The following is a 13,360-nucleotide window of genomic DNA, read 5'->3' as shown; positions in this document are numbered from 1 at the left end:
ATTAAAATTTATCCGTGATCACTTATTCCTTTATTCCTTAAACGCTCCTAGTATAACAAATAAACCCATTGAATTTATCAAACACCGTTAGGCACGCTTAATTGTTCTACTAACTAACACCGTGGTTTTGCAGAAGCGCTATTCTGGTGTAAGCTCTAGCACATTTAAGGGGTTATTAAAGGGCTATCCATTATGCGCAGCAGTCATTTTTATCTTCCCACACTGAAAGAAGCACCTGCCGATGCCGAGATTAAAAGCCATCAATTGATGTTGCGCGCGGGAATGATCCGCAAAGTGGCCTCAGGAATTTATTCCTGGCTCCCTTTGGGTTTACGGGTTTTACGTAAAGTGGAAACGATTGTCCGTGAGGAAATGAACCGTATTCATGCGCAAGAGGTGCTACTGCCGATTCTGCAACCCGCCGAACTATGGCAAGAATCCGAACGATGGGAGGCTTATGGTCCAGAATTACTCCGTCTTACCGATAGACATCAACGCGCGTTTTGTTTAGGCCCGACACACGAAGAAATCATTACCGCTTTAGTGCGTCACGAAGTACGCAGTTACAAACAATTGCCCCTTATTTTTTATCAAATACAAACCAAGTTTCGTGATGAAATTCGACCTCGTTTTGGCGTTATGCGTGCACGTGAATTTATGATGAAAGATGCTTATTCGTTTCATCCTGATAAAACCTCACTTTCAGAAACCTATCAAATGATGCATGCGAGTTATTGTCGAATTTTCACGCGTTTAGGATTAAAATTTCGTGTCGTCTTAGCAGATACAGGAAATATTGGTGGCAGTCAATCCCACGAATTTCAAGTTTTAGCGCAAACGGGCGAGGATCACATTTTCTATAGTGATAGGAGTGATTATGCGGCTAATGCTGAACTGGCAGAAAGTCTTGTCATTCAACAACGCCCTCCTGCACCAACGAAAGCACTGAAAAAAGTAAACACCTCTCCTAAAAAAACGATGCGAGCGCTCAGTGATTATCTGAATATCTCTCTTCAACAATCGATTCAATTCGTCGTGGTTAAAGGAAAATTATCCCCTTTAATCGGTCTTATACTCCGTGGTAATGATGAATTAAACGTAACCAAAATTGGAAAGTTAACAGATGTTGCAACGCCCATCCACTTTGTAGATGAAGCGGACATTTTAGCGTACACCCACGTGTCCTCTGCTTATCTCGGCCCTATTGGTTTATCCATCCCTTTAATTATTGATCGCGAAGCAGCCGTACTTTCCGATTTCGTCTGCGGTGCGAATGAAGAAGGTTTCCATTATATAAACGTTAATTGGGGACGGGATTGCCCGCTTCCTCCCATTGCTGATTTACGAAAAGTCCGTGTAGGTGATCCCAGTCCTGATGGAAAAGGACGTCTAAAAATGGAGCGCGGTATTGAAGTGGGCCATATTTTTCAGTTAGGAAATAAATACGCGTGTGCAATGAATGCGCGCATTACAACCAGTCATGCGCGTGAAATACCTATGGAAATGGGGTGCTATGGTATCGGTATCTCACGCGTTGTGGGTGGGGCCATCGAACAATGCCATGATGACCAGGGTATTATCTGGCCGTCTGCCATGGCTCCTTTTCAAGTGGTGATAATCCCTATTGCTTATCATCGAAATCGGTCCGTAAAAGAAGCGGCCGATACGCTTTATCAGCAACTTCAGCAGGCGCGCATCGATGTTTTATTAGATGATCGCAAGGAACGTCCTGGTAAACTTTTTGCAGATAATGATCTCATCGGGATTCCCCATCGTTTAGTCATCAATGAAAAAATGATACTCGAAAAAACCGTTGCCTATAAAGCGAGAATTGAAAAACATGAACATCCGGTGAATTTGGAAAATATCCTAAATTTTTTACACCAAAAAATTAATATTCCGAGAGATTGAACCTCATTAAACAATGTAAACGCATAAATAAACATTATTAAAAGGAGAAATCAGTGAATTATTGGCTAATGAAATCAGAGCCCACTTGTTTTAGCATATACGATTTAGCCAAGCGCCCACAACAGCGTGAACCTTGGGATGGTGTCAGAAATTATCAAGCTCGCAATTTTTTAAAAGCAATGAAAAAAGGTGATTTGGCATTTTTTTATCATTCGAGCTGTCCTCAGCCTGGAATCGTTGGAATAATAAAAATAGTCAAGACCGCGTATCCTGATAAAACAGCCGCATTTCCATTAGACCACTCCCATCATCCTAAAAATACTACAAAACCCCGTTGGTATGCCGTTGATGTCCAATTAGTCAGAATCTTTAAATCCATCATTACTTTAGAATCTTTAAGAAAAGAACCTCAGTTAAAAACGATGCGTTTATTACAAAAAGGAAATCGTTTATCCGTTATGCCTTTAACAACGCTTGAATGGCAACACCTCATGTCTTTCGTTCCTTATCATGAACAGATAAAAAAAATAATCCGTACTGAACCTCTATTTTAAAGTAGAGATATTGAATATAATAAATTCTGTCGATGAACGATATAAAATAATAATAATTTACTTAAGGAAAAGTAATCATGACCATTACTGACTGGCCCGCCAGGGAACGCCCCCGTGAAAAATTACTTTCGCAGGGCGCCTCTGCTTTATCTGACGCTGAGTTACTTGCACTTTTTATTCGCACTGGGGTTCGAGGAAAAACAGCTCTGGATATTAGCCGAGAACTTCTTTCGCAATTTGGTAGCTTACGCCATATTGTTGCCGCCAGTTTGGAACAGTTTACGAAATCCCTCGGTTTAGGCTTAGCGAAATATGTCGAAATTCAAGCTGCGAAAGAGTTAGCTACGCGTTGCTTACAAGAAAATCTTGAAGAACATAACACGTTTGAAAATCCACGAGATGTTCATGCATACTTATCACACAAATTGCGCTGTTACCCCTACGAAGTTTTTAGCTGTTTATTTTTAGATAATACACATCGCTTTATTTTTTTTAAAGAACTCTTTCACGGAAGCATTAACGAAGCGACGGTCTACCCTCGAGAGCTTATCCGTCAAGTCTATCAACATAATGCTGCAGCGGTCATTTTAGCTCACAATCATCCTTCGGGTAATGCCAAACCGAGTGATGCAGATAAAAGGCTTACGCAAGAAATAAAAACTATTTTAACAGCCATTGATGTACGCTTATTAGACCATATCATTATCGGGTCAGGTTGCATAACCTCTTTTGCGGCACAAGGTTTACTGTAAATTCTTTTGACAGCCCCTTGTGTTTTTGGTATAAAGCGGACATTCTGTACCAAATAATCTGTATTGGGGACTATTATGGCTAGGGTCTGTCAAGTAACGGGTAAAAAACCCATGGTGGGGCACAATGTGTCTCACTCTAACCGGAAAACGAAACGTCGCTTTCAAATTAATTTGCATATCCGTCGTTTATGGGTTGCCAGTGAAAAGCGTTTTGTAAAATTAAGAATAACCTCACAAGGCTTGCGTATTATCGAAAAGTTAGGTATTGATAACGTACTTGCGACGTTACGTCGGCGTGGTGAAAAAGTTTAAATAGGAAATAAATAATGCGTGATAAAATTAAATTAAAATCAACGGCTAGTGCTTATTACTATACGACGAATAAAAACAAGAAAACAACGCCTCATAAATTAAAGCTAAAAAAATACGACCCTATCACCCGAAAACATGAACTTTTTGAAGAAGACAAGATCAAGTAGCCCACTCACCTAAAGCCTGCTCAAGCAGGCTTTTTTATTGATTTAGTGGCTATTGTTTCTTAATCTGACTCTGGCCGCATCAATGGAAATAAAATAACATCGCGAATTGATACTGAATCCGTAAATAACATGGTTAAACGATCAATACCCATTCCTTCACCCGCTGTGGGGGGCAAACCATATTCTAGCGCTTGAATATACTCTTCATCATAGGGCATCGCTTCTGAATCACCTTTTGATTTCGCTAATAATTGTTGCTTGAAACGCGCTCTTTGATCTTCTGGGTCATTTAGTTCGGAAAACCCATTGGCTAACTCGCGCCCTCCAATATAAAGTTCAAAACGATCGGCAAAATCCGGATTTTCACTATTACGTCTCGCCAACGGCGATACAACAATGGGGTATTGGGTAATAAAGGTAGGTTGTTTTAATTTTTCTTCGACAGTCTCTTCAAATACTGCGAATTGGAGTTGTCCAATAGATTCTTTTGGCTGAATTTCTAAATCCGCAGCAATTTTTTTTAAACGAGCAAATTCAGTAACATCGTTTAATTGCCATTCCGGATTATATTCAAGTAAAGCATCAATCATTGTTAAACGCTTAAAAGGTTTAGACAAATCATAGATTTCACCTTGATAGGTCAATTGTTCAGTCGTTAAAATAGTTTTTGCTAATTCACGAATTAATTGTTCTGTTAAATCCATTAAATCATGATAATCCGAATAAGCCTGATAAAATTCTAACATGGTGAATTCAGGATTATGTCGTGTCGAAAGGCCTTCGTTACGAAAACTTCGGTTAATTTCAAAAACCTTTTCCATGCCACCAACGACAAGCCGTTTTAGATGTAACTCCGGTGCCACACGTAAAAATAATGGCATATTTAATGCATTATGGTGGGTAATAAAAGGTCGCGCTAAGGCACCACCCGGTAACACATGCATCATGGGTGTTTCAACTTCAAGGAATCCACGACGATTTAAAAATTGCCGAATTTCTTGAATAAGCTGTGATCGGATTTGAAACGTTTTTCGCGTTTTTTCGTTGGTCATTAAATCTAAATAACGATGTCGGTAACGTTGCTCTTTATCCGATTCAGAAAGACCATGAAATTTATCGGGTAAAGGACGTAACGCTTTACTTAATAAATCAACTTTTTCTGCTTTCACAGAAAGTTGATTCGTTTTAGTCCGAAATAAAACACCCACAATCCCAACAATATCACCTAAATCTAAACGTTTTATCATTTCATAATGTTCTACACCGACTGTATCTTGTTTAACATAGATTTGCATTTTCCCTGACATATCTTGAATATCAAAGAATAAACTTTTTCCCATGTCTCGTTTTAACATAATCCGACCTGCCACTCGGACAGAACAATTTTTTTGTTGTAAGCGGTCACTGTCTACTTGCTCAAAGCGATGATGCAAATCAGCGGTTAAATGATTGCGCCGAAAAGAATTAGGATAAGCGTCTGAACATTGCCGCAAGTCGTTTAGCTTCTCCAAACGTTGTGAAAATAGATCGTCCGCATTATTCACGGTCGTTATTTTTTCTTGACTCATAGTAATTTTTTCCAAACTCATTCATTTTTTTAACGATTCTTAGTTTAACAGATGATACGCTAAAAAAGGTATGTACCTAAACCCTATAACCCTGCTTTTAAACTGGCTATTAAAAAAGGGTTCAGCTGTCCATTTAACACGGCTTGCGTATTACCGGTTTCAATACCGGTACGCAAATCCTTGATTCGCGCATCATCTAAAACATAGGAACGTATTTGACTTCCCCAACCAATATCACGCTTTAAGGATTCTTGATTTTGTTTCTCTACTGTGCGTTTACGCCGTTCCAGTTCATACAGCTTTGCTCGTAGTTGCTTCATCGCTTGATCACGGTTTTTATGTTGTGAACGATCATTTTGAGATTGCACCACTACGCCGCTCGGAATATGCGTAATACGCACAGCGGAATCTGTTCTATTCACATGTTGTCCGCCTGCCCCACTCGCACGATAGGTATCAATACGTAAATCAGCGGGGTTGATTTCTATATTGATGGATTCATCCACTTCAGGCGATACAAACACAGCAGCAAAAGAAGTATGGCGTCGTTTATTGGCGTCAAAAGGCGATAACCGGACTAAACGATGTACGCCCGTTTCGGTACGTAACCAACCGTAAGCATATTGACCTTCAACTTTAATGGTGGCGCTTTTTATTCCAGCGACTTCGCCCGAAGAAACTTCTATTAAATCAACTTTAAAATGATTGTGTTCTCCCCAACGCAAATACATACGTAATAACATTTCTGCCCAATCTTGTGCTTCTGTACCACCCGAACCCGCCTGTATTTCTAAATAAGCTGAATTTTTATCTAATTCATGGGGAAACATTCGTCGAAACTCAAGCTGTTCAAGACGCATTTCCAGTTGCTGTAACTCTTCCGATAATGTTTTCAAAAGATCGTCTGCATTTTCATGAACTGCTAACGCATAAAGATCGTTAATCTCTTTTAAACTTTTTTCTAAGTGCTGAAAAGTCGAAACAATTTCATAAACCTGCGCACGCGTTTTACCTAATTGTTGAGCTTTTTCAGGATGATTCCAAATATGAGGGTCTTGTAATTGATGATCAAGTTCCTGCAGCGCTTCACATTTTGCAGTGTAGTCAAAGATACCTCCGTAATTCGGTACTACGGCTCTCTAGATCATTGATCTTTTGAATAATAGGTGCTGCTTCAAACATAGGAATAAACGAGAAACTAAAAAATTAATTCTTATACGCTTTACGATCGAACGAGCATTGGGCCATAACAAAAATAATTCCTATTAATAGGACCTTAATTTAATTTCCTCTGCGTTGAAAATCCCGCTAAGCGAACTGCAAACCTTCGCAATGCATAAACGCCGGTTGCTTCAGCCTGTTTACACCAATCTTGTAAGGCTTCGAGTAATTCGCGTTGTGTCGCGGTAGTACGTCCCCAAATCGCTTGGAGTTTAAGACGATATTGATAGACTAATGCTAACACGTGATGGTTATTGATGACTGTGGCAATTTGCTGTTTACCTTCTTCATTTAACAAGGATTCGGTTCGTATCAGTGCAATTTTAGAACGTTTTAACAATGCTTTACCGGTGGTCGTATTCGCTTTTTCTGTCTCTTCATGCAGCACAGGTAACAGTACCTCGCGACTATAACGGGCGAGGACTTGAAACCGATTGGTAATCAGCGCTGTTAAGGTATCTAAATCAACCTGGGATTTTCCCGGTACGTTCGAAAGCTTAGGCGATACGCGTTTTACTTTCGATAATCCTAAAAACTGAAGTAAGCGTATATAAACCCAACCTAAATCAAACTCCCACCATTTTACAGAAAACTTAGCAGAGGTTGGAAAAGTATGATGATTATTATGTAATTCTTCACCACCAATAAAAGCACCCAACGGGATAATATTCCTCGCTGCATCAGGACACTCAAAATTTCGATAACCCCAATAATGGCCAATACCATTCACAACACCCGCTGCAAAAAAAGGAATCCAAGCCATTTGTAAAGCCCAAATAGTCACTCCGGGAACACCGAATAAAACGAGATCAATAACAAACATCAACGCAATACCCGCCGCACTATCCTTTGTGTAAATATGACGCTCTAACCAATCATCAGGGGTCCCTTGGCCATAACGTTCCATGGTATCTGGATTATTAGCCTCCTCACGATATAATTCTGCTCCCTCCAAAAAAACTTTCTTAATTCCACGGGTTTGTGGGCTATGTGGATCCTCCTCTGTTTCGCATTTCGCATGATGCTTACGATGAATGGAAACCCATTTTTTAGTTTCCATACCGGTCGTTAGCCAAATCCAAAAACGAAAAAAATGACACACAGCAGGATGTAATTCCAGTGCGCGATGCGCTTGTGCGCGATGGAGATACACTGTAACACTCACAATAGTGATATGTGTTAAAAGGAGCAATGCAAGCACATAACCCCAAAAGGACAAATTCAATACGCCGTATAATAGTTCCACCATAACCTCTTATATTTTAATAGTATTCAGATAGCACCCACCTAAGTCAACACTTTTTAGTCAAATAACTATCATCCACTCCCATAAAAATTAATATTTATTCTTCTCTATATTCTATTAGCTTAACTACCTTTTTTACGCCAGAAGAATCTCTTGCTACCGATACGGCTAAACGGGCTTGTTTGGGAGTGGCTATCCCTAATATATAAACCACGCCGTTCTCAGTCACTATCTTAAAATCATTCGATTTAAGATCCCTATTCGCAAACATCTTCGTCTTTACTGCTGAAGTAATAGCGACATCTTGCGCGCGCCGGTAAAGTGTTGTTGGAATTCCTAAAGAAATTTTATTAAACACCCGTCGAACTTCTGGGATAGACCTTGCATAATGTTCTGCCTTCGCTTTTAATTTTTCATCATACGCTTGGCCTGTTAATAACACCACACGATTATAGCTGACTGCAGAAATATGTGTTTCAGCATTCAGTTCCGGATCATTCACTAACTTTCGATTGACTTTAAAATTTATTTCCTCATCCGTTTTTATCGTACTAATAGGACGTGGGTCGGTCACTAAACTACCTGTTGTTGCGCCTCCCGCTACAAAAGCGCCCGCTAAACAACCTTGCAACCCCAACGATAGAATCAAAATAGTAAAAATTTTTTTCATTTCTAGCCTCTTTTAGCTTCTAATAAACAGGGTGATTAATTGTAAAAAAAATCGTTTTAGCGAGCCATATCAATTGACTGGGAAACAGACCCAAAATAAGGAGTAGTATAGCATTAATACTGAGTGCAAGATAGGCATCAGAAGCAACACTTAACTGTGGAACGGTGGGCTCTGGCTCTTCAAAATACATCACTTTAACCACATTAATGTAATAATAAGCACCAATAATCGCAAAAATAATCGCTAAAGTGGCTATCCATAATAAATGCACTGAAATCAACGCTTCTAATATACCCAGCTTCGCAAAAAAGCCTATTGTCGGCGGAATTCCTGCCATAGAAAACATAGTGATCAACATCATGAGCGCGAGCCAAGGACTACGAGCATTGAGGCCTTTTAAGTCATTGATATCTTCAATCTGAGTAAATCGACTCATCACCACAAGCAAACCAAAAGCGGCCAATGCCATTAAGCCATAGGCAAGCATATAAAAGATACTCATGGCGTAACCCATCTTCGTACCCGCAACCAACCCCAGTAAGCCATATCCCATATGTGCGACCGATGAATAAGCGAGCATACGCTTTAAATTGCTTTGGACAATCGCCACTAGATTGCCCAAACTAAATGATAAAATAGCAATCACTGCAATTAAGGGCTGCCAATAACTGAGTAAACTAGGCATTGTACCCACGAGTATGCGGATGGCTAAGGCTAAGCCCGCTATTTTCGGTCCAGCACTAATAAACAACGTGACCGGGGTGGGCGCCCCTTGATAAACGTCTGGCACCCACAGCTGGAAGGGTGCCGCACCTACTTTAAATGCAATGCCCGCAAGAATAAAAATAAGAATCGTGCTCAGTAATAGTGGTGATTGACCGCCGATAACTAACACATCGTGAATAGAGGATAAAATCAGAGAATGGCTTGCACCATACAGCAAAGAAAGACCATATAAAAATAAACCCGATGCCAATGCGCCTAAAATAAAATATTTTATGGCTGCTTCAGCCCCCTGACTGGATTGACGTCGTAAGGCTACCATCGCGTAGAGTGGAAAGGATAATAATTCCAAACCTAAATAAAGCGTTAAGAGACTATTGGCCGATGTCAACACCAACATACCGAGTATTGAAAATAAACCTAATAAATAATATTCACCTGAATGAATCGACAGGTTTTTTAGCGCATCACGCGCATACACAAAAGCAAATAAACTGAATATCAAAATGCACAATTTAATAAAGTAAGCAACGAGATCCCATGTAAAATGTGCGTGGAACAATAATTGTGCCGGTACATGATATAAATGAATCAACAACGCCAATGTAATCAGTAAACTGAGTTGAGTCGCACTATAGGTAAGTCGATTGTTTTTTTGTTTCGCGAAAAGATCAATGAATAGGATAACGCAAGTCATCAATAATAAAGCGATTTCAGGAAGTGCAGGATAGAGAAGATATTGTTGTAATGTCATCATAATTTAGTTTGCAAACTCCACTGCAAAATTGAATCCACTGAAGTATGCATGATCGTCAATAAGGGAGCCGGATAAATACCAATAAAAAGGATTGCAAAACTTAATAAAATAAACACCAGTTTTTCAAAGCCATGGATATCACCACTTTCTGCAATCCGGGGATTTGTAATCTCACCAAAAAATATTCGTTTATACATATAGAGTGTATAGGTGGCACTCAGAATTAACGTCGTCGCCGCTATTGCAGTAATCCAAAAACTGGCTTGCATTGCACTCAGAATAATCATGAATTCTCCGACAAAGCCTGAGGTACCCGGCAAACCCAAATTTGACATCGAAAACAACATAAAAAAGGATGCTAATAAAGGCATACTGGTTGCTAAACCTCCATAATCTTTAATAAGACGACTTCGGAAACGATACGCCAACATTCCCACTGCTAAAAACATCGCACCCGAACTAAACGCATGAGAAATCATCTGAACCATCGCACCTTCTAAACTCATATAAGCCATCAACGTATTATGACTTTGCTTCATGATGGCAAATAACATAAAACAACCGAGTACAACAAAACCCATATGCGCGATTGAAGAATAAGCAATCAACCGTTTCATATCTATTTGCGCTAAAGCGACGAAACCAATATAAACGATAGCAATTAACGCTAATACAATCATTAAGCCAGCGAGTAAGCGACTCGCATCAGGAACGATAGGTAACGTAAAACGTAAAAATCCATAGCCGCCTAGTTTCAACATTAATGCTGCCAATACAACGGAACCACCCGCTGGTGCTTCTGTGTGTGCATCGGGTAACCAGGTATGAAAAGGCCACATCGGGATCTTGACCGCAAATGCAATTAAAAAAGCGACAAAAATCCAAATTTGTGCAGATAATCCCAATGGTAAGGGGTAAAAATGAGCAATTAAAAAATCATGTTCTGGATTGTGGACACCCAAATACAGGAGTGCAATCAACATCAATGCCGAACCAAAAAAAGTGTATAAAAAAAACTTGATCGACGCATAGGATCGATTATCACTTCCCCAGACACCAATACTTAAATACATCGGAATCAGAATAGCTTCCCAAAATACGTAAAATAAGATCGAATCAGTCGATGCAAATGTTCCGACCATCATGCCTTGCATCAGTAAAAATGCAGCCATATATTGTGCAACCCGTAACTTGATACTATGCCATGCCGCCAAAATAACTAACAATGTGGTAAACACCGTTAATAAAATAAGGGGTAACGATATCCCGTCGACACCTAAGGCGTAGTGAATATGATAAACAGTAATCCAATCGATATTTTCTTGGAATTGCATACTGCTTACCGCGGGATTGAAACCCAAATATAAGGGAATACAAAACACCAGTGTTATCAGCGACGTCGTTAGCGCAACCACGCGTGCACGTTGCGGATAACGATCACCATTGACGGCGACTGCCAATATGCCGCCAAATACAGGCAACCATATCAATAAACTTAATAAATGGTTGTGTATAAACGAAGCAAGTAAAGTAAAATACATTCTTATACTACTAATTTATTTATAAGGAATAAGCCAATAAAAAAACAATGATTCCAAACACCATCATCAATGCATAATGGTAAATATAACCCGACTGTAAATGTCGCAACAGCTGAGAGAGCCAACTGATACGTCTTCCTGAGCCATCAATCAATTTTTCGTCAAGCACATTCATATCAACGTTAAAAAATAATTGCGCTAAACGTCGACCGCCTTTTTCAAATACCAGTTGATTAAAGGAATCAAAACCATATTTATTGACTAAAACACGATATAACACGGTAAAATGATTTTTTGCCCACGCGGGAATCGTCGGGAATTTGCGATAACATAACCAGGCTAAACCGATACCCAAGATAGAAAAAAGCGTTGCCGTATTGATTAATAAACCTTTTTCATTGACCATGGTGTTGTTGAGCGACAAAACAGTGAAACTTTTTGTAAGTAATCCAGGAACATTTAAAAAAGCAGGTGCGAATAAAAATCCTGCAATCGTTGAAGGAATCGCTAATGCAATCAAACTAAACCGAACAATGGATGTCGTTTGCTGGTAACGTGGATGAGGTGCGCGTGCTCGACCCTGAAAAACGAGGAAAAAGGCGCGAAAAATATAAAATGAAGTCACGAATGCACCGAACAACACACAATAATAGGCGTACGTTGCGGCAGGTAACGTGGATTCATGGACGGCATCGATAATCACATCTTTCGAATAAAAACCAGAAAATGGGGGAATGGCCGCTAAAGCCAACGCCCCAATTAAAAAACAAATCATCGTTATTGGCATAATTTTTGCTAAACCGCCCATTTTACGAATATCTTGCTCATGATGCATGGTGAGAATAACGGAACCTGCTGCTAAAAATAATAAAGCTTTGAAAAAGGCATGGGTGACCAAATGAAAAATACTTGCAGCATAAGCTGAAGCACCTAAACCCACCACCATATAACCCAATTGGGATAAGGTAGAATACGCAACAATACGTTTAATATCATTCTGAACAATCGCAACCAAACCCATTGATAAGGCCGTGGTTCCCCCTAGAATTAAAATAAGATTTAACACGCCCGGTGCATATTCATATAAAGGTGAAAGACGGGCCACTAAATAAACACCCGCCGTAACCATCGTGGCGGCATGGATCAATGCTGAAATGGGTGTTGGACCTTCCATCGATTCCGGTAACCACACATGTAATGGTATTTGAGCTGATTTTCCCATCGCGCCAATAAATAACAGAAAGCAAATAACCGCAATAACAGAATACGAAGTATGCGGAAAAAGTGTTAGATGTGCTTCTTTCAGCGCAGCAGCCGTATGAAAGATATGGTAATAATCCAAGCTACCGAAATAATTAAATAACAATGCAATACCTAAAAAGAATCCAAAATCACCGATCCGATTCACCAAAAACGCTTTAAAGCTTCCCCGATTGGCTGCTTCGCGTTTAAACCAAAATCCAATAAGGAGATACGAAACTAAACCGACCGCTTCCCAGCCAAAAAATAACTGAAGAAAATTATTGGCACTCACCAACATGAGCATCGCAAAGGTAAATGCCGACATATAACTAAAAAAGCGCTTATAACCTGGATCGCCCGCCATGTACGTGACACTATAAATATGCACAATGAATGAGATAAAAGTCACAATGAGAAACATCACGACCGTTAACGGATCAATTAAAAACCCGATATTAAATCGAAATTTCCCGGTAAAATCCCACAAATAAAGATTTTCGTCGTAAATAACGCCATGCAGGAAAAAAAGTTCATAGGCGAAATACAAGGACAAAAGAAAAGAAAGTGCCACCGCGAAGATAGTCACACGGTGTGCCGTGCTCGCACTGACACGCTGTCCTCCTAACCCTGCAATTAAGGCCCCTCCTAAAGGAAATAAGATAAGTGCAAGACTAATGAATTGATAATGATCCATTC

The 13,360-nt window shown here is 39.7% G+C and carries 12 protein-coding genes; 5 read left to right on the top strand and 7 right to left on the bottom strand.

The genetic code is table 11. The features are described from left to right. The first annotated feature begins 192 nt into the window (after positions 1-192). The 5 genes from RICGR_RS03105 (at position 193) to rpmG (ending at position 3,696) form a co-directional block, all read left to right on the top strand. Entirely contained in the window at positions 193-1,911 is a 1,719-nt protein-coding gene (locus tag RICGR_RS03105) for a proline--tRNA ligase (protein ID WP_006035988.1), read from the top strand. Positions 1,912-1,964: 53 nt separating this feature from the next. Beyond that, a complete protein-coding gene (locus tag RICGR_RS03100) occupies positions 1,965-2,465 on the top strand; it encodes an EVE domain-containing protein (RefSeq protein WP_006035374.1) in 501 nt (166 codons plus the stop codon). A gap of 77 nt (positions 2,466-2,542) precedes the next feature. Next, positions 2,543-3,217 carry a RadC family protein gene (gene radC, locus RICGR_RS03095; RefSeq protein ID WP_006034767.1) on the top strand — a complete coding sequence of 225 codons (675 nt, stop codon included), beginning with the start codon at positions 2,543-2,545 and terminating at the stop codon, positions 3,215-3,217. 75 nt (positions 3,218-3,292) lie between these two features. Next, entirely contained in the window at positions 3,293-3,529 is a 237-nt protein-coding gene (rpmB, locus tag RICGR_RS03090; protein ID WP_040615142.1) for a 50S ribosomal protein L28, read from the top strand. 14 nt (positions 3,530-3,543) lie between these two features. Next, the gene (gene rpmG, locus RICGR_RS03085) at positions 3,544-3,696 is read left to right on the top strand and encodes a 50S ribosomal protein L33 (RefSeq protein WP_006034892.1); all 153 of its coding nucleotides are present in this window, start codon (positions 3,544-3,546) and stop codon (positions 3,694-3,696) included. A 59-nt stretch (positions 3,697-3,755) separates the two neighbouring features. Here rpmG and lysS read toward each other — a convergent pair whose 3' ends face one another. The 7 genes from lysS to nuoL all read right to left on the bottom strand — a co-directional run bounded on the left by lysS (position 3,756) and on the right by nuoL (position 13,358). Further along, positions 3,756-5,264: a lysine--tRNA ligase gene (lysS, locus tag RICGR_RS03080; protein ID WP_006034898.1), complete on the bottom strand. Its 1,509-nt coding sequence runs from the start codon at positions 5,262-5,264 to the stop codon at positions 3,756-3,758. Positions 5,265-5,347: 83 nt separating this feature from the next. Further along, positions 5,348-6,446, bottom strand: a protein-coding gene (prfB, locus tag RICGR_RS03075) for a peptide chain release factor 2 (RefSeq protein ID WP_240992208.1) whose coding sequence is annotated in 2 segments (ribosomal slippage) — positions 5,348-6,370 and positions 6,372-6,446 — 1,098 coding nt in all. Because the reading frame shifts where the segments join, the coding sequence is not laid out codon by codon here. Positions 6,447-6,540: 94 nt separating this feature from the next. Beyond that, positions 6,541-7,734 (bottom strand): DesA family fatty acid desaturase, encoded by a 1,194-nt coding sequence (locus RICGR_RS03070; RefSeq protein WP_040615139.1) that lies wholly within the window; start codon positions 7,732-7,734, stop codon positions 6,541-6,543. 94 nt (positions 7,735-7,828) lie between these two features. Beyond that, entirely contained in the window at positions 7,829-8,401 is a 573-nt protein-coding gene (locus RICGR_RS03065; protein WP_006035376.1) for a BON domain-containing protein, read from the bottom strand. 19 nt (positions 8,402-8,420) lie between these two features. Then, a complete protein-coding gene (gene nuoN / locus RICGR_RS03060) occupies positions 8,421-9,881 on the bottom strand; it encodes an NADH-quinone oxidoreductase subunit NuoN (RefSeq protein ID WP_006035709.1) in 1,461 nt (486 codons plus the stop codon). Then, entirely contained in the window at positions 9,878-11,422 is a 1,545-nt protein-coding gene (locus tag RICGR_RS03055) for a complex I subunit 4 family protein (RefSeq protein WP_006035196.1), read from the bottom strand. Before RICGR_RS03055 ends, nuoN begins: the two co-directional genes overlap by 4 nt. 19 nt (positions 11,423-11,441) lie before the next feature. Further along, a complete protein-coding gene (gene nuoL, locus RICGR_RS03050) occupies positions 11,442-13,358 on the bottom strand; it encodes an NADH-quinone oxidoreductase subunit L (RefSeq protein ID WP_006035538.1) in 1,917 nt (638 codons plus the stop codon). Between the last annotated feature and the right edge of the window lie 2 nt (positions 13,359-13,360).

Origin of the sequence: Rickettsiella grylli (genome assembly GCF_000168295.1) — a bacterium.
Taxonomy (GTDB): Bacteria; Pseudomonadota; Gammaproteobacteria; order Diplorickettsiales; family Diplorickettsiaceae; genus Aquirickettsiella; species Aquirickettsiella grylli.
Note: the sequence above shows the minus strand (reverse complement) of the source record. Positions and strands in the feature narration are given on the sequence as shown.

What these genes read in the sequence shown, in the direction of transcription:
- RICGR_RS03055 (WP_006035196.1), bottom strand. Translation starts at nt 11,422, where the DNA reads ATGTATTTTACTTTACTTGCTTCGTTTATACACAACCATTTATTAAGT.
- rpmB (WP_040615142.1), top strand. Translation starts at nt 3,293, where the DNA reads ATGGCTAGGGTCTGTCAAGTAACGGGTAAAAAACCCATGGTGGGGCAC.
- nuoN (WP_006035709.1), bottom strand. Translation starts at nt 9,881, where the DNA reads ATGATGACATTACAACAATATCTTCTCTATCCTGCACTTCCTGAAATC.
- RICGR_RS03070 (WP_040615139.1), bottom strand. Translation starts at nt 7,734, where the DNA reads ATGGTGGAACTATTATACGGCGTATTGAATTTGTCCTTTTGGGGTTAT.
- nuoL (WP_006035538.1), bottom strand. Translation starts at nt 13,358, where the DNA reads ATGGATCATTATCAATTCATTAGTCTTGCACTTATCTTATTTCCTTTA.
- RICGR_RS03105 (WP_006035988.1), top strand. Translation starts at nt 193, where the DNA reads ATGCGCAGCAGTCATTTTTATCTTCCCACACTGAAAGAAGCACCTGCC.
- RICGR_RS03065 (WP_006035376.1), bottom strand. Translation starts at nt 8,401, where the DNA reads ATGAAAAAAATTTTTACTATTTTGATTCTATCGTTGGGGTTGCAAGGT.
- radC (WP_006034767.1), top strand. Translation starts at nt 2,543, where the DNA reads ATGACCATTACTGACTGGCCCGCCAGGGAACGCCCCCGTGAAAAATTA.
- lysS (WP_006034898.1), bottom strand. Translation starts at nt 5,264, where the DNA reads ATGAGTCAAGAAAAAATAACGACCGTGAATAATGCGGACGATCTATTT.
- rpmG (WP_006034892.1), top strand. Translation starts at nt 3,544, where the DNA reads ATGCGTGATAAAATTAAATTAAAATCAACGGCTAGTGCTTATTACTAT.